This is a genomic window from Winogradskyella sp. ABM4_392, assembly GCF_056160445.1.
Map to the genome: position 1 here is coordinate 325,307 of NZ_JBSWXE010000002.1, position 16,581 is coordinate 341,887.

General features: G+C 33.4%; 15 protein-coding genes. 2 read left to right on the top strand and 13 right to left on the bottom strand.

Going from position 1 to position 16,581, the window contains the following annotated elements; genetic code table 11:
• Positions 1-55 precede the first annotated feature (55 nt).
• Positions 56-1,396, bottom strand: coding sequence for a microtubule-binding protein (locus tag ACXAFS_RS07565; RefSeq protein ID WP_475306201.1), 1,341 nt, complete (start codon positions 1,394-1,396; stop codon positions 56-58).
• Positions 1,397-1,563: 167 nt separating this feature from the next.
• On the opposite strand from ACXAFS_RS07565, the gene ACXAFS_RS07570 reads away from it, so the two are divergent.
• Positions 1,564-2,334: an MBL fold metallo-hydrolase gene (locus ACXAFS_RS07570; RefSeq protein WP_475306202.1), complete on the top strand. Its 771-nt coding sequence runs from the start codon at positions 1,564-1,566 to the stop codon at positions 2,332-2,334.
• 139 nt (positions 2,335-2,473) lie between these two features.
• On the opposite strand, the gene ACXAFS_RS07575 is transcribed toward ACXAFS_RS07570, so the two are convergent.
• From ACXAFS_RS07575 to ACXAFS_RS07600, 6 genes are all read right to left on the bottom strand, one after another.
• A complete protein-coding gene (locus tag ACXAFS_RS07575; RefSeq protein WP_475306203.1) occupies positions 2,474-2,638 on the bottom strand; it encodes a hypothetical protein in 165 nt (54 codons plus the stop codon).
• A gap of 199 nt (positions 2,639-2,837) precedes the next feature.
• Positions 2,838-4,529 (bottom strand): energy-dependent translational throttle protein EttA, encoded by a 1,692-nt coding sequence (ettA, locus tag ACXAFS_RS07580; protein WP_475306204.1) that lies wholly within the window; start codon positions 4,527-4,529, stop codon positions 2,838-2,840.
• A gap of 2 nt (positions 4,530-4,531) precedes the next feature.
• Complete coding sequence (locus ACXAFS_RS07585) at positions 4,532-4,708, bottom strand: CAL67264 family membrane protein (protein WP_171032479.1); 177 nt, start codon at positions 4,706-4,708, stop codon at positions 4,532-4,534.
• A 109-nt stretch (positions 4,709-4,817) separates the two neighbouring features.
• Positions 4,818-5,543 carry a pirin family protein gene (locus tag ACXAFS_RS07590; RefSeq protein ID WP_475306205.1) on the bottom strand — a complete coding sequence of 242 codons (726 nt, stop codon included), beginning with the start codon at positions 5,541-5,543 and terminating at the stop codon, positions 4,818-4,820.
• A 24-nt stretch (positions 5,544-5,567) separates the two neighbouring features.
• Positions 5,568-6,005: a MarR family winged helix-turn-helix transcriptional regulator gene (locus ACXAFS_RS07595; RefSeq protein ID WP_475306206.1), complete on the bottom strand. Its 438-nt coding sequence runs from the start codon at positions 6,003-6,005 to the stop codon at positions 5,568-5,570.
• Positions 6,006-6,007: 2 nt separating this feature from the next.
• The gene (locus ACXAFS_RS07600; RefSeq protein WP_475306207.1) at positions 6,008-6,541 is read right to left on the bottom strand and encodes an NADPH-dependent FMN reductase; all 534 of its coding nucleotides are present in this window, start codon (positions 6,539-6,541) and stop codon (positions 6,008-6,010) included.
• Between the two features lie 155 nt (positions 6,542-6,696).
• Between ACXAFS_RS07600 and ACXAFS_RS07605 the strand changes: the two genes are divergently transcribed.
• The gene (locus ACXAFS_RS07605; RefSeq protein WP_475306208.1) at positions 6,697-8,340 is read left to right on the top strand and encodes an acyl-CoA carboxylase subunit beta; all 1,644 of its coding nucleotides are present in this window, start codon (positions 6,697-6,699) and stop codon (positions 8,338-8,340) included.
• A 73-nt stretch (positions 8,341-8,413) separates the two neighbouring features.
• Here the strand turns inward: ACXAFS_RS07605 and ACXAFS_RS07610 are convergent, their stop codons facing one another.
• The 6 genes from ACXAFS_RS07610 to ACXAFS_RS07635 all read right to left on the bottom strand — a co-directional run bounded on the left by ACXAFS_RS07610 (position 8,414) and on the right by ACXAFS_RS07635 (position 16,540).
• Positions 8,414-8,596, bottom strand: coding sequence for a hypothetical protein (locus ACXAFS_RS07610; RefSeq protein ID WP_475306209.1), 183 nt, complete (start codon positions 8,594-8,596; stop codon positions 8,414-8,416).
• Between the two features lie 103 nt (positions 8,597-8,699).
• On the bottom strand, positions 8,700-9,062 hold the full coding sequence (locus tag ACXAFS_RS07615) for a methylglyoxal synthase (protein ID WP_475306210.1): 363 nt from the start codon (positions 9,060-9,062) through the stop codon (positions 8,700-8,702).
• Positions 9,063-9,926, bottom strand: coding sequence for an N-acetylglucosamine kinase (locus ACXAFS_RS07620; RefSeq protein WP_475306211.1), 864 nt, complete (start codon positions 9,924-9,926; stop codon positions 9,063-9,065).
• 85 nt (positions 9,927-10,011) lie between these two features.
• A complete protein-coding gene (gene gap, locus ACXAFS_RS07625; RefSeq protein WP_475306212.1) occupies positions 10,012-11,013 on the bottom strand; it encodes a type I glyceraldehyde-3-phosphate dehydrogenase in 1,002 nt (333 codons plus the stop codon).
• A 12-nt stretch (positions 11,014-11,025) separates the two neighbouring features.
• On the bottom strand, positions 11,026-12,012 hold the full coding sequence (pfkA, locus tag ACXAFS_RS07630; protein ID WP_475306213.1) for a 6-phosphofructokinase: 987 nt from the start codon (positions 12,010-12,012) through the stop codon (positions 11,026-11,028).
• Between the two features lie 136 nt (positions 12,013-12,148).
• Complete coding sequence (locus ACXAFS_RS07635) at positions 12,149-16,540, bottom strand: translocation/assembly module TamB domain-containing protein (RefSeq protein ID WP_475306214.1); 4,392 nt, start codon at positions 16,538-16,540, stop codon at positions 12,149-12,151.
• Positions 16,541-16,581 lie beyond the last annotated feature (41 nt).

Consider the following 16,581-nt stretch of genomic DNA (forward strand, 5'->3'; position numbering starts at 1 on the left):
AAGAGTAAGCTAGAAATATTTTTAGAGATTTAATTGTTAAGAACTTCTTCAAAACCTATCCTAATAAATCATCTTCATTAGCTTCTGGCTTTGGTTCGCCTGCTGGTTCTCCATCACCTGAAGGTGCATTAGAATCTGCGCTATAGTATTCGTCAAAAATTTCTTTCATATCAATACCATAACGGTCTGCAAAGTTTTTCTGAATTTCGGCATCTTTAGATCTAATATCCTTAAGTGCTTCAGCATAACTTCCATAAATACCTTGCATCACTTTTTCGTGTACAGGAATGTTATCCATCATTTCTTGACGTGCCTTAGCACTTGCCGTATGCATTGCTGCTAAAGTTTCACCGATATGCTCATCGGTTTTAACACCTAAATGTTCTAAAATCGCAGCAAATTCTTGGTCTGTACGCGCTTTTAAAGCCACTACGTAACCATCATAATACTTTAAACGCTCATCTGTATCTGATTTTAATTTCGCACGATGCGTTTGAAGGTTACTACGTAAAGACGTTAATACCTTAATTGTTAAATTATGCTTGTGGACAAAGCTGTCTTTTGACGCTGCTAATGTGGTGTAAGCATTTTTAAGACCTTCCAATTCTTCCACCTTTTGCTCTAAGCCTGTCACTTTTTCAAGAGCTTCAGAGTATTCAGGAGATTGTTTGTCGGCCACTTCTTCTAAAGCTTGTCTTGCTTGCTTTAGTAAAGCATATTGCTCTTCAAGTTTTGCTTCAACTTCCTCTTTCTTTTGAAGTGCTTTAGTATGGTTATTACTTGCTTCTACGATAGCAGACTTTAAGCTTTCTTCAACTTCTTTAATTTCAAGTTCTCTATCTTTTAAACGCTTAATTGCAGCCTGACTTTTGAATGACAATTCATTCAACAATGTCTGTACATCTGCAGTTTCAATACGTTGCTGAAACATAGCTTTGGCCTTGTTATCCGCACCATCACGTTGCTTTTGTGCTGAAGCTAATTCGTCCTCAGCTTTTTTAATTTTAGATTTTCTTCCCCAAAGGTTATTCCACCAAGTATCTGGTTTTGCTTTAGCATCTTCTAGCTCAACCTTAGCGCGCTCTAAACGTTTAACAGCATCATCAATGATTTTTTGCTCAGCAGCATTTAACGCTGAAAACCCTTCGAACATAATACCAACTTCGTCCTGGTAATCTGTTAAATCCTTAATAGCATCTAAAAGGGTCGTTCTATCCTTCTCTGCCATGTCTACAACATTATCTAGAGTAGCGTTTAAGATTTTCTGACGACTTTCAGGATCATCTTCTTGAGCCAATTTAGACTTCATTTGGTCTATGGCTTTTCCCCAGTTTACATCTACTTTTTCAGGTTTCTCTTGTGAGTTGGTTTCTAATAAGTCAAAATCATCAGACATGTTGTAACGTGTTATTTAGTTGAACAATTTTTAGGATAAGCAATTTCGGTAATTTTTTAAGACTACAAAAACTTTACCGTCAAATTATAGGTAGTATTTGTTATAAAAATGTTACAAAATTTTAGTTACCGCTATTTGTTGAATATCTTTATAAAAAATCAACTACTATGAATCTTTTAAAAATCACACTTAGCGCAGTATTATTATTTACTGTTTTAAGCTGTAAAAACGAAAAGAACAACAATGAACTTGCGACAAACAGTTCTGACAAAATTGTTGAAAACGAATTAAAAGTAATACCTATAACACACGGGACACTTGTACTAGAATCAAAGTCTGAGGTCATTTATATAGACCCAACTGGTGGTGCAGAAGCTTTAAACGGTCAAAAACCTCCAACCTTAGTCCTAATTACCGACATACATGGAGATCATTTAAGCACATCTACTTTAGAAGCATTAAACCTAACTAATGTAACCGTTATAGGACCTAAAGCAGTAACGGACAAAATACCTAGTACAGTAAGCAAAAACATTGTTACATTAAATAACGATGAAAAACTAGACCATAATGATGTTAACATTGAAGCTATACCAATGTACAACCTCAGAGAAGAAGCTTTAAAATTCCATACTAAAGGAAGGGGAAACGGCTATGTATTAACTATTAATAATGAACGTATATATATTTCTGGAGATACAGAAGATATTCCTGAAATGCGAAATTTAAAAGCTATTGACAAAGCTTTTGTTTGTATGAATCTCCCATATACTATGACAGTTGAAAGTGCTGCTGATGCGGTTCTAGATTTTAAGCCAAAAACAGTTTATCCATATCATTACAGAGGAACAGATGGGTTAAGTGACGTAAACTTATTTAAGAAAATTGTCAATGATGGCAACAAATCGATTGAAGTGAAACTTTTGGACTGGTATTAATAGTATTTAAATGTTAAATTTTTGAGTTGTTAATAACTTACTGAAAGTTAAATTTAAGCCGAAAACACTGCTGTTCATCGCATTTTTAAGACTTTTCAACGATGATTATGTTCAAAATAAAACTGTAAATTATTTAAAATTAAGTATTTGGATGCACTTTTTTTTCTATCTTAGCATCATAGAACCCAAATCTAAACACATCAATCATGCTTAACACACTGTATTCCAAAGCTTTATTAGTGACTACAACACAGCTTACCATGATTCTCATCGCTGTAGCCTCTATATTTCTTGTTTTCATCATTATTGCGATAGTTAAGATGTATAAATTGAAAGCAGAGAATAAAAAATTGATGGAAACAAATGCTTTTAAAGATGTAGATGAATCCTATAAAGATTTTACTAGTGGGCACCTTTATGGTGATAATTAAGACACTAAGACTTAGATAAACAAAAAGCCAGCAAATGCTGGCTTTTTTTGTATGAATGATTTTAGCAAAGTACTACCTTACTAGCTTTTTATATTTAATTCGTTTTGGCATTAAATCACCACCAAGACGCTTTTTCTTATTCTCTTCGTAATCACTGAATCCTCCCTCAAAGAAGTAAACTTGAGAATCACCTTCAAAGGCTAAAATATGTGTACAAATACGGTCTAAAAACCATCTGTCGTGACTAATAACTACAGCACAACCTGCAAAGTTTTCCAAACCTTCTTCTAAAGCTCGTAATGTATTAACATCAAGGTCGTTAGTTGGCTCATCTAAAAGCAATACATTACCTTCTTCTTTTAAGGTCATTGCCAAATGCAAGCGGTTGCGCTCACCACCAGAAAGTAATTTTACTTTTTTGTTCTGTTCACTTCCTGAAAAATTAAAACGACTTAGATATGCTCTTGAATTAACCTGACGGTTACCCATCATAATTAGCTCTTGTTCATCACTAAAGTTTTGCCAAATCGTTTTTTCTGGATCTATATTGGCATGCTTTTGATCGACGTATGCAATCTTTGCAGTCTCTCCAACTTTAAATTCTCCTTTATCTGGAGTTTCTTCACCCATTATCATTCTAAAGATAGTGGTTTTACCAGCACCATTTGGTCCAATAACACCAACAATACCTGCTTGTGGTAGATTAAAGTTTAAATCTTCATATAACAACTTATCTCCATATGCTTTACTTACTCCAATAGCTTCAATTACATTTGTTCCTAAACGTGGACCGTTTGGTATGTAGATTTCTAGCTTTTCATCAAGTTGTTTTTGATCTTGACTTAATAGTTTATCATAATTCTTTAAACGTGCTTTTTGTTTTGTCTGGCGACCTTTAGTGCCTTGTCTTACCCACTCTAACTCACGCTCTAACGTTTTCTGACGTTTAGAAGCAGATTTACTCTCCTGTGCTAAACGTTTAGACTTTTGGTCTAACCACGATGAATAATTTCCTTTCCATGGGATACCTTCTCCTCTATCGAGTTCTAAAATCCAACCAGCAACATTATCTAAGAAATATCTATCGTGCGTTACAGCAATAACAGTTCCTTTGTATTGCGCCAAGTGATGCTCTAACCAATGAACAGATTCGGCATCTAAATGGTTAGTTGGCTCATCTAAGAGTAATACATCTGGCTCTTGTAAAAGCAGACGGCAAAGCGCAACTCTACGACGCTCACCACCAGATAACACAGCAATTTTCTTATCACCTTCTGGAGTACGTAAAGCATCCATTGCTATTTCTAGTTTGGTATCTAGTTCCCATGCATTTGTAGCATCAATTTGATCTTGTAATTCTGCTTGTCGGTTCATAAGCTTTTCCATTTTATCTGGATCGCTATACACTTCCTCTAAACCAAATTGGTCATTAATACTATTATACTCATCAAGGATTGCTACTATTTCTGCCGCACCTTCCTTAACGACTTCCATAACTGTTTTTTCGTCGTCTAGCTGCGGCTCTTGCTCAAGATAACCAACGGTATAACCAGGTTTAAAAACGACATCTCCTTGGTAGTTTTTATCTACACCAGCTATAATTTTTAATAAGGTAGATTTACCTGAACCATTAAGACCTAGGATACCTATTTTGGCACCATAGAAAAAACTTAGGTATATATTTTTTAAAACTGGTGTGTTTGCAGACTGAAAGGTCTTTGTAACACCAGACATTGAGAAGATTATTTGCTTATCGTCACTCATAATTAAACTCTTCCTTTTAATGCATTAAACACCCAAGCAATAGCAAAGAAACCTACACCTACAGAAGCAAAACCATAGCCTGCAACTTCTTGATATTTAAAAGCTCCCAATGCAATTAAACCTAGTCCAACAATAATCATAATAGTTGTGGCCCAAGCCAAAACCGTATTTTTATTCATCGCCATAATCGTATTCTTAATTTTAGATAGTTAGTTAGAAACAAATATCGTTATTTTAAAATAAAAAAGCACCACAAATTGTGGTGCTTCTTCAATAAACTAAGTTCTATTATAAACTAATCATTGGCACTTCTATAAATAATAATTCTGTGTCTTCAGTTGCATTAATTTCAAAATCAGAAGTTTCGGAAACACCTATAGCGTCTCTTGTACTTAAATTAATATCTGAAATTGAAACACTTCCGCTTATATTCATTACATAGACTCCATGATTTTCACTTTTTAAATCATAAGTGAATGTATCGCCTTCACTTAAATCAATACGAGATAGTTTAGCGTCTTGATGGATTTTTAAACTCTTCTCGTCATCATCTTTAAAAGATGTTACCAAAGTTTGTAGCTTTCCTTTTCTATCATTTTCACTAAATGTTTTTTGATCATATCGAGGTTTTACACTACGCTCTTCTGGGATGATCCAAATTTGAAATAAACTTAAATATTCATCAACAGAACCATTAATTTCTGAATGCTGCACGCCTGTACCAGCAGACATAACTTGCACTTCTCCAGGAACTACTGGTATCCAATCGTCTCCCATGTTATCTCTATGTTTTAACACACCTTTTAATGGAATGGTTATAATTTCCATATTATCGTGTGGATGTGTGCCAAATCCCATTTTTGGTGCAATAATATCGTCATTTAGAACTCTTAATGCTCCAAAATGAACTTTTTCAGGGTTATACCAACTTGCAAAACTAAAGGAATGATTAGCTTGTAACCATCCGTGATTTGCAAACCCTCTGTCTTCTGCTTTGTGAATTATTGTTTTCATTTTTCTTTTCCTTTCTTAATTTAATCATCTTAATTTATCCAACAAATCGCTTAATTGCGCTGCTTCTTTTTCTGTTATTTCTCCCATCCAATCCTCATTAAAATCATCCGAAATTTCTTCTAGTAGTTCTAAACCTTTTTTAGTTATTTGTACATGAACTACGCGTCTGTCATTTTCGCATGGAATACGCTCAATCAAATCTTTAGCACATAACTTATCAGTAAGTCGTGTAGCATTTGGAGCACGCTCTATCATTCTATCCTTAACAATTTGCATGGATAACGGCTCATTAGCTCCTCGTAAAATTCTAAGTATATTATATTGTTGAGGAGAAATTCCAAATCCTGCAAAAAATGTATTCTGTTTTGCTGTAATCCAATTGGCTGTATATAAAATATTTATTAAGGCTTTGGTTTTATTATCCTTAAATTTTGAATTTACATCTTTCGCTATGTCACCCATTTTTATAACGATTTTTGTAATTCTTCTACTTGGGCTAAAAGCTCATTATTTAACTCTTCGTTGGTAATTTTACCATTTTCAAAATTTGCATTAAACGACGGAAGAGAAAATTTAGCCACAATATTACCATCATGCCACGGAAACCTTGCTTCTGCAATAGTTAAAACCGTTTGCCCTCCTCTTGCTCCTGGAGATGTAGCCATTAATAACATTGGTTTCTTGAAAAGGAAATTACCTTCAATTCTTGTCATCCAATCAAAAAGGTTCTTAAATACAGTAGCGTAAACTCCATTATGTTCTGCTAATGAAAGCACAATACCGTCTGATTCTTTGATTAAGTTTAGCAGTCTATTGGCGCTTTCTGGCATTTCTTCTAATTCGCCCTCTAAGTCAATACTGTATAAAGGAGCTTCAAAATCGTTTAGGTCAATTAAGTTAACATCTACATCCTCTAATAAAGATGACGCATATTTAGCCAACTGCTTGTTAATTGATGCTCTACTATTACTACCTGCAAATGCTAATATTTTTTTCATTTTTTATGTTTTTGATGATACAAATTTAGAAATAAATATTTTATTTTCCAAGGAAAATATTTCCATGTAATATGTATTTAACATTTCATTTAGAAAATAGCGCTAAAAAATAATAGTAATGTTTCGTAAATTCGTGGCGATACAAACCAATTGATATGGACATAAAATTCAATAAAAACGAAGATCATAATAAACTACTACTCTCAGATTTAAAAAAGCGATTAGCAAAAGTGAAGCTTGGTGGTGGCGAAAAAAGTGTTGCCAAACACCATAACAAAGGAAAAATGACAGCTAGAGAACGTATAGATTATTTATTAGATCCAAAATCTAAGTCTATAGAAATAGGTGCTTTTGCAGGTGAAGATATGTATCCTGAATATGGTGGTTGTCCATCTGGTGGAGTTGTCGTGAAAATTGGGTATGTAAAAGGTAAACAATGTATTGTAGTTGCCAATGATGCAACTGTAAAAGCAGGCGCTTGGTTTCCAATAACAGGGAAAAAGAATCTTAGAGCACAAGAAATTGCTATAGAAAACAAACTACCTATCATATATCTTGTAGATAGTGCTGGTGTATTTTTACCTATGCAAGATGAAATTTTCCCAGACAAAGAACATTTTGGACGCATTTTTAGAAATAATGCTGTAATGAGTAGCATGGGTATTACTCAGATAGCTGCTGTTATGGGAAGTTGTGTTGCTGGTGGAGCTTATCTGCCTATAATGAGCGATGAAGCTTTAATAGTAGATAAAACCGGAAGTATTTTCTTAGCTGGAAGTTACTTGGTAAAAGCTGCCATTGGAGAAACTATTGACAACGAAACTTTAGGTGGTGCTACAACACATTGCGAAATTTCTGGTGTTACTGACTATAAAGCTAAAGACGATAAGGATGCTTTAGATACCATTAAAAATATTGTGGATAAAATTGGTGATTTTGATAAAGCTGGTTTTAATAGAGCTAAACCATCTAAACCTTCTGAAAACCCTGAAGATATCTACGGAATACTGCCTAAAAGTAGATCAGATCAATATGATATGAACGAGATTATTAAACGCTTAGTTGATAATTCTGAATTTGAAGAATACAAAGCAGGTTATGGACAAACTATAATTACTGGCTATGCACGTATTGATGGTTGGGCTGTTGGTATTGTTGCCAATCAAAGGCAAATCGTAAAAACCAAAGGTGCTAAAACAAAACCAAGTGAAATGCAGTTTGGTGGTGTTATTTACAATGATTCTGCCGATAAGGCAACTCGTTTTATTGCGAATTGCAATCAGAAAAAAATTCCTTTGGTCTTTTTACAAGATGTTACCGGATTTATGGTTGGCAGCAAATCTGAACATGGTGGTATAATAAAAGATGGTGCTAAAATGGTAAATGCTGTGAGCAATTCTGTAGTGCCAAAATTTACTATTGTGATTGGCAACAGCTATGGTGCTGGTAATTATGCTATGTGTGGAAAGGCTTACGACCCAAGACTTATTGTTGCTTGGCCAAGTGCCGAATTAGCTGTAATGAGTGGAAAATCTGCAGCAAAAGTTTTACTTCAGATTGAAACTGCTTCACTAAAAAAGAAAGGTGAAACTATTACTAAGGAAAAAGAAGAAGAACTGTTTAATAAGATCAAGACGAGATACGATAACCAAGTGTCACCATATTATGCTGCTGCAAGATTATGGACAGATGCTATTATAGATCCACTAGACACTAGAACTTGGATTAGTATGGGAATCGAGGCTGCCAACCACTCACCTATTGAGAAACCTTTTAATTTAGGTGTTTTACAGGTTTAAGGAATTCTTAAAAATTATCAATAATAAAAAAAGAGCGCAAATTGCGCTCTTTTTTATTAATATGATTAACTGATTAGTGAGTTAAACCTTCTCTTTCAGCCTTCTTTTCTTCTTTTATTTCTTTAAAACGCTCAATAGCTGAACCAAATACCCAGTAAGGAATTACAAATGTTAAAAGGAAAATCATTAACCAGAATCCTATTGTTAAAATGGTTAAGAATGCTAAAAATCCTAAATATTGATCAAATTCAAACATAATTACGTTTCGTTTATTTTAAAGATGTCACAAAGATATAACCAAAATATAAGTTTTACAATAGGCTTTTTCAGATTTATTAACAGAAAATGAACAATGAATATTACACAGCTCTAATCAATAATTCTGCTGTAGCTGGGTTTGTAGCTAAAGGCACATCATGAACATCGCATAAACGCATCAGCATAAGAATATCTGGTTCATGTGGATGTTTATCTAATGGATCTCTAAAAAATAGTACCATATGGCATTTACCTTCTGCTACTCTTGCTGCTATTTGTGCATCTCCTCCTAAAGGACCAGATAAAAGCGCATTGACTTCAAAACCTGCTTTTTTAACTTTTTCACCAGTCGTTCCTGTAGAAATTAATGAAATTTTCTTTTGCTCTAAAATTTCTCTATGTTCATTTAAAAACTGAACCATTTCAGCTTTCTTCCCATCGTGAGCAATTATTGCTATCTCCATTTAAATATTCTTAATATGATAATCTACCAATCCTTCAATTGGCCTACGAACGAAGTTTCCAACTTTAAAGCCATATTCTTCAGCAACCTCTTTAATTTCTTCTTGTGAAAAATAAGCAATAGATCCTGCAAAATGAACAGGTATACCTGTACTTAACTCTTCTTTAAACTGAAGAATCATATGCTCGGTAAATTTACGAAGGCCTTTCTTTATAAGTTCTTTTATATAAACTGAGTCTTTATTTAAAAACATAAATTCAGCAAAATTAGCCAAATATGCATTTGGATTAGGTTGCTTGTACAAGTTATACTTTATATAATCGGCATCTACATTATACTTATGATCAAAGGCCAACTTTAAGGTATGTGGCATAATGTTGAAGTAATAATCTCTTATTAATTCTTTACCGTAATAATTACCGCTTGCTTCATCCATTAAAGTATAACCTAAACTTTTAACACGTTGGTGCAAAACATTACCATCAAAGTAACTACAATTAGAACCTGTACCCAAAATACAGACTACTGCAGCTTCATCATTAGAATTTATTGTTGCTCTTACTGCTGCCATTGTATCTTCTTGAACATCAACACTGGCCTTAGGGAAAATCTGCTCTAAAATCTCTTTGAGCATTGCTCGAGGCTTTTCAGTACCACAACCAGCTCCATAAAAGAATACATGGTCAACCTGAGTATTCATTGCCATAAGCTCATCGCTTTTGCGGATAATCTTATTAAGCTTTTTTTCCGTTAATATTGCAGGATTTAGACCTTTGGTTCTTATTTTTTTGGTTGCCTGATTACCATCATTATCAATCGCAATCCAATCGCATTTTGTAGAACCGCCATCGGTTATTAAAATCATAGTTGTAAAATTAAAAATTCCGTAGAGTGACTAATTCAAAATTAATCCTTCCTACGGAATTTCTGAATTAATAATAAGAGATGTATTATAAAGAATTAATCTTTAATGCTAAATCTACTAATTTGTTAGAATATGCAAACTCATTGTCATACCAAGATACCACCTTGAAGAACTTTGAGTTTAACTCAATACCAGCACTAGCATCAAAAATACTTGTACGTGTGTCACTTACAAAATCTTGAGATACTACTGGCTCTTCTGTGTAACCTAAAACACCATTCATTGCACCTTCTGAAGCTTTTTTAAATGCTGCTTTAATTTCTTCTAAAGACGTTTCTTGCTTTGTTCTTACTGTTAAATCTACAACAGACACATCTGCAGTTGGCACTCTAAATGCCATACCTGTAAGCTTTCCGTCTAACTTAGGAATAACCTTTCCTACTGCTTTAGCTGCACCAGTTGTTGATGGAATAATATTATTTAAAGCCGAACGACCTAATCTGTAATTTTTACGAGAAGGACCATCAACTGTTAATTGCGTTGCTGTAGATGCATGGATCGTTGTCATTAAAGCCTCTTCTATACCGAAGTTATCATCTATTACTTTTGCAACAGGAGCTAAACAGTTGGTTGTACATGAAGCATTAGATACGATTTTATGATCTGCTGTTAACTCATCATCGTTAACACCCATTACAAACATTGGAGCATCTTTACTCGGAGCAGAAATTGCTACTTTCTTTGCACCAGCGTCAATGTGATATTGCGCTGTTTCTAAAGTTGTAAAAATACCTGTACACTCAGCAACAACATCTGTTCCTACTTCGTCCCATTTTAAATTTTTTGGATCTCTTTCTGCAGTTACTCTAATAGTTTTACCATCTACTACAAGATGACCATCTTTAACCTCTACAGTACCATCAAAACGTCCATGAACTGAGTCGTATTTTAATAAATATGCTAGATGCTCTACATCTAATAAATCGTTTATTGCAACTACATCAACATCTGGACGCTTTACTGTTGCTCTAAATACTATTCTTCCTATTCTTCCGAATCCGTTAATTCCTAATTTTAAGTTTGACATTTTCTCTTGTTTTTAAATTGTCATTATATCTGAAACTCTAAGTAGTTCCATGTTAATTTTTGATTTTCCTTTTACTGCCTGGTCAAATGGTGTTAAATCCATAATATCGTTTTTAAGACCAACCATGTAATTACTTTTTCCTGTAATAAGACTTTCTACTGCTTTCACTCCCATTCTACTTGCTAAAACTCGGTCGAAACACGATGGGCTTCCTCCACGTTGCATATGGCCTAAAACAGAAACTCTAACCTCGTATTCACTCATGTTTTCTTCAACATAATCAGCAAGCTCAAATACATTTTTACCGATTTTATCACCTTCAGCAACCACAACTATACTAGATGACTTACCAGACTGTTTGCTTCGTCGTAAAGAATCTAACAACCTATCTAATCCTAGATCCTCTTCAGGAATTAAAATCTCTTCAGCACCTGCACCTACTCCTACATTTAAAGCAATGTGCCCAACATCTCTTCCCATAACTTCTATAAAGAATAATCTATTATGAGAACTAGCAGTATCTCTGATCTTATCTATAGCTTCTACAGCAGTATTTAAAGCTGTATCATAACCTAAGGTATGCGTTGTACCAAAAATATCATTATCAATAGTACCTGGAATTCCCATTATAGGAAAACCAAATTCTTGATTAAAAACCATAGCTCCTGTGAAACTACCGTCTCCACCAATGACAACAAAGGCATCTATACCTGCGTTTCTTAAAGCATCATAAGCTTTTTGCCTACCCTCTTTTGTTCTAAATTCTTTTGAACGTGCAGACTTTAGTATTGTTCCTCCTTTGTTAACAATACCTTTTACACTACGAGCATCCATTTTCTCAAAGTCACCTTCTATCATTCCTTGGTAACCTCTGTAAACACCGTAACATTCTAACCCATGAAAAACACAAGTTCTAACCACAGATCTAATGGCAGCATTCATACCTGGAGAGTCTCCTCCAGATGTTAAAACAGCAACTTTTTTTATTGTATGTAGCATATTTATTTTTATTCAACACAGTAAAATTAATAAACAATAGGTGGAATAAAGTGACTATTGTCATAAAAAAATGTTACGAAAATCAATTCAAACGTTTTCGTTAATAAGTATTTTAATAAATTTTAAAAAAGTGAAGTTAAGACTTAGATTTTGTCTTCTTTTTCTTCATAGACATGTATTCTGGCATAAGGTCATCTTTATCATTTTCATCTTCTTTTTCCTCCTTAATCTCATCTTTATCTTTACGATTTTTACCAGAAAAAATAATGTTTAGTAGCTCCTTAAAAGTATCGAATTCCACACTATAAGACATACCAACACCTTGAGTATAACCAATCTCTTCACCAAAGTTTCTTATAGTATTTTCTCTATTGAATACTTTTGCTCTTAGCGTACCATCTTCATTAAGCAGCCAATCTATTTGGACATCTCCCGTAATAGTAGTTTGTTGAGCACTACCAAAAGGTACACCAAGCTTACCATTAACTAATACTTTTTCTGAAATCTTTGTTTGAACCGTAAAACCAAATCTATTATCGGTTTGTAAATCCGGTGTGTTTTCACCAAGCTCAACATCAATTCCCACATTTAGATTCTCATTTCCACCTCCTAGAATGTTGTTCACAATACCTGACAAACGTTCTGAAATGGTACCTGTAAAATTAACACCTCTAATTCCGTTTGAAAAACCTCCAGTACCCAACAAGGTTAATGCTTGATTATTTCTTTCATCTTTTGAAGACAGCCTATAATCCAACTCTGATTTAACAGTAGAAGACACGTTTGGAAAACGTAAATCGAAATCTGGCTGTGGTTGCTCTAAATCTCCTGTTAAGTAAATATCTACCTCAACTGGAATTCTTTGAGTAATAGGATTGTCTAACAAAACAGATGGATTAGCTGTAGTTTTATATATAGCTTTGAGATTAATTTCTGCTCCCATAGGATCACCTTCCCATACCAAAATACCTCCAGGTTCAACCTCAAACTTCTTTTCTACCAATCCACTATACTTAAAGTTGTAAACACCTTCATAAACAGTAAAATCTCCCCACATATTAAAGGTGCCATTAGTATTTATAAAAAATCCTAAGTTCCCTTCTCCTTTACCTTTTATAGTACTACCAGCTTCTTTATCTATTACTATTTCTATTGTGGCATTTGGATTGACATCTAAGTCGAAATTAAGTTCTAGACCTTTTACCTCAATAGCTTCCACTACTTCACCATTAATTCTGGCTTTTTTCTCTTCTGGACTTAAAAAATGAATAAATGAGTTATCACCAAAACTCTCGGAATCATTCAACGGAATATTAAATACTGTACCTTGTGCTGTACTCCCTTCAACATCTATAATTAACTGGTCTGTTGGCCCACTAATACTAGCTTCTCCAGACACGAAGGCAGTTCCGTAATATAATTCATCCTCAGACTCTTCAGTATTTAAAACCAACAAACGATCTGTACTTAAATCTAAACCAAGTTCCCAATCAGAAAAATTATTATGCTGAACAAAACCATTTAAGTACCCTTGTGAGAAGTACTTAGAGTCTGTCATAGCCACATTATTAAAAATAAATTGTTGATTACGTAAGGATACTTTAGAATCAAAATCAAACCCATAATCTACATTTAGATATGGAATAGAAAGGCCTGCTCTATCTAGCAAAAGCTCTCCATCAATTCTTGGTTTGTTAAGGCTTCCAGTTACTCTTGCTTCACCAGAAACCAAACCTCTAATATTACTTATAACTCCTTCCCCAAGTGGATTAAGCGGATCTAGTAAAAATTCTTCGAAAGTAACGTCGAGATCTATTGTTGGTCTTCGCTCTGCTACATCTATATTCCCTTTTGCTAAAAAGGATGTAAGATTATCATTAACCAAAGAAACATCTACCTTATAATTTGTAATGGAGTTATTTCCTTCTACATCTGCAGTTAAATTACCCAGATCATAATCATTAACAAACAGGTTACTAATTTCTAAGTTAGATTTTGGCAAATAAGTACCACTTTTCTGAATGAGATCTAGCTTTCCGTTTACAACACCAGCTAAATCTAAGCTATCGATTCTTGGAGTTATTTTAACCAATTCTACATCCTTAAAATCAACTCTCAAATTCTTATTAATACTATCACTAATTATTCCTGATACCTCAATAATTTCATTATCTTGATTAATCGTGATTGGAAAAATATCGAAAGCTGATAGTGTTCTATCAAATCTTACTTTATTGAAATTGTTTTTTTCTGAATTGATAAACCATTCATAACCTTTAAACACAACATCAGATTTTCTGAAACCTACAACTGATTTATTCGCTTCGTCTATAGTGTAAAAAAGATTTAGATTAAATTTATCTTTATTGTTTTTACCGCCTTTAAATTCGGTTTTAACTAAAAGTGTATCGCGTTTTGTAACATTTATCAATGTAAAATCTGATGCATTATAAACACCTGTACTAAGTGTATCTATTTCAATGAAAGTGTTGTAAAGTGGGTTACTATTATCTACATTAAGATTAATGTTATTAGCAAAATAATCTTTAAACTTAATTTCTGGAGAATTAAAAGTAAGCTCAAACCCTTTTGCATCAGTTTCAATTCTCCCTTCGATAAAGGTATTTTTTCCTAAATACAAATCCTTAAAAAAGACAGCTGCTATTTTAGAATAAATATTAAACCTAAAATCTATATACTGTCCTTCTTCAATCTCAAAAGGCACATAATTGGTATAGATACTTCCAACAGAGTTTTCAACCAGTTTTAAAATATCTTCAGTTTTAAATTTACCCTTAATATTACCGTTTATAATATCTGGCGAGTTTATAGCTATGGTACGTTCATTACCTTCAAAAGATGATACTATATCAAAATCTTCAAATCTGTATCTACTATCTTGATTTTTGTAGGTTGTATTTTTGATATTAACTGCACCTGTTACATCATCAAAAGTAGATCCGGTTGCCGTCATATTTACAAGACCTCTAAATTCTGAAATACTATCTCTTGTTACAAAATTGAGTACTCGTAGATTGGCATAACCAACATTAGCTTTAAAGTCGAACTTCTTTTTTTCTTCAGCAAAGTCTACTAAACCATCAAAATCTAGTTGAAGGTTTGGATCATCAGCAACAAGGTTACCGTTAAAAATCTTATTACCTAAATCACCTGAAACCTGAATGCCTTTATACTTATAACCATTATATTCAAGGCTAAAAACATCGCCTGTTATATCTGAACGTAAATTATCTAGCGTAAAACCTTTACCATCTACATCGAGATTTGCTGACACAAATTTAGCTTTTGGATCATTAATTAGCTTACCGATATCAAACTCATCAAAAACTATGTTTCCTATGTAACTTGCTCTGTCAATATCATCAATTTCTGTGAGCTCTAAATCAGATTTCACAAAACCTAAATCTGTATCAATTGCTATGTCTGCATTTATACGCTTTGTTGTTATTTGCGATGTTCCTGTAATTTTAAAATTACCAACCTTAGACAAGACCGTTGGGATTGCATTACCAAGAATTCTTGGCAATAAGGCTGTTAAATCGTTATAATTTGATGCTAGATTTTTAAAATTGCCATCCAAGGCAAAACTATCATCCTCTTTAGTAAACAAGTTTTTAAATGTGATGTCACCTATAATTCTGGTATTTCTTGTGGTACTTACATTTAAGTTTTTAGCTTCAAGATTATTTAAAGTACCTGATAAATCCGCATTGAAACTTGCGCGTTGATTAACACCAAATTCATCAAAAAACACATTCAATTCTGTTAACGATATTTCAGAATCTCTAAAACTGGCTGTAACGTTGACCTTATCCGTAAAGTATTTTAGGTCTTCGCGTTTGTAATCAAATCTTAAATCACCTTTTAATTCAGACTTTTCAGTTTCAATACTCAAATCAGCAAAATTCATGTGGTCTAAGGTGTATTCAAAATTGGCCTTTAGATTCTCAACTGTTATACCTCTACTATCCTTAAAACTGAATTTATTTATACGCGAACTTACATCTGGACCATTAATTAAAAAATTGGTTGTATTGGCATTAAGCTCTGTAAACTCAAAGACCTTTGGTGTTTCTAGATTTTCATCTGTTAACTTAAAAATACCATTCTCTATAGACAGATCGCTTGACGAAAACAAGAAACTACTTGGCCCTTGTCTTGGGTTGTCGTCTTCAAACTTATCTACAAAAACATCGAGATTTGTATCTTCTTCACCTTCATACGTTTTTAGATTAAATACTAAATCTTGAATATCTATATCGCCTAGATTAAATTTACTATTGTATAGGTTTTTGAAACTTATAATGGAGCTATTTAATTCACCAATACTTATAAGTGTATCTTTTTTATAATCTCTAATTAGAATTTCTTTTAATTCTATATCTCCATTAAGCTGAAGACCAACTTTACCAATATTAATATTGGTTTTAAATTCGTCATTAACTTTTTGTGTAGCGTATTTACCAAGTTTGGTTTGAACGGCAGGAATACCCAGAATTAAAAACACAATAAGGAACAAGAGCAGAATAATGCCTGCTATTTTACCTA

Excerpts from the sequence above, each read along its gene's own strand:
- ACXAFS_RS07585 (WP_171032479.1), bottom strand. The coding sequence starts at position 4,708 with ATGAATAAAAATACGGTTTTGGCTTGGGCCACAACTATTATGATTATT.
- ACXAFS_RS07610 (WP_475306209.1), bottom strand. The coding sequence starts at position 8,596 with ATGTTTGAATTTGATCAATATTTAGGATTTTTAGCATTCTTAACCATT.
- ACXAFS_RS07570 (WP_475306202.1), top strand. The coding sequence starts at position 1,564 with ATGAATCTTTTAAAAATCACACTTAGCGCAGTATTATTATTTACTGTT.
- ACXAFS_RS07590 (WP_475306205.1), bottom strand. The coding sequence starts at position 5,543 with ATGAAAACAATAATTCACAAAGCAGAAGACAGAGGGTTTGCAAATCAC.
- ACXAFS_RS07595 (WP_475306206.1), bottom strand. The coding sequence starts at position 6,005 with ATGGGTGACATAGCGAAAGATGTAAATTCAAAATTTAAGGATAATAAA.
- ettA (WP_475306204.1), bottom strand. The coding sequence starts at position 4,529 with ATGAGTGACGATAAGCAAATAATCTTCTCAATGTCTGGTGTTACAAAG.
- ACXAFS_RS07620 (WP_475306211.1), bottom strand. The coding sequence starts at position 9,926 with ATGATTTTAATAACCGATGGCGGTTCTACAAAATGCGATTGGATTGCG.
- ACXAFS_RS07600 (WP_475306207.1), bottom strand. The coding sequence starts at position 6,541 with ATGAAAAAAATATTAGCATTTGCAGGTAGTAATAGTAGAGCATCAATT.
- ACXAFS_RS07605 (WP_475306208.1), top strand. The coding sequence starts at position 6,697 with ATGGACATAAAATTCAATAAAAACGAAGATCATAATAAACTACTACTC.
- ACXAFS_RS07575 (WP_475306203.1), bottom strand. The coding sequence starts at position 2,638 with ATGATGAAAACAAGAAATATAGAGGCTACAGCGATGAGAATCATGGTA.
- pfkA (WP_475306213.1), bottom strand. The coding sequence starts at position 12,012 with ATGCTACATACAATAAAAAAAGTTGCTGTTTTAACATCTGGAGGAGAC.
- ACXAFS_RS07565 (WP_475306201.1), bottom strand. The coding sequence starts at position 1,396 with ATGTCTGATGATTTTGACTTATTAGAAACCAACTCACAAGAGAAACCT.
- ACXAFS_RS07615 (WP_475306210.1), bottom strand. The coding sequence starts at position 9,062 with ATGGAGATAGCAATAATTGCTCACGATGGGAAGAAAGCTGAAATGGTT.
- gap (WP_475306212.1), bottom strand. The coding sequence starts at position 11,013 with ATGTCAAACTTAAAATTAGGAATTAACGGATTCGGAAGAATAGGAAGA.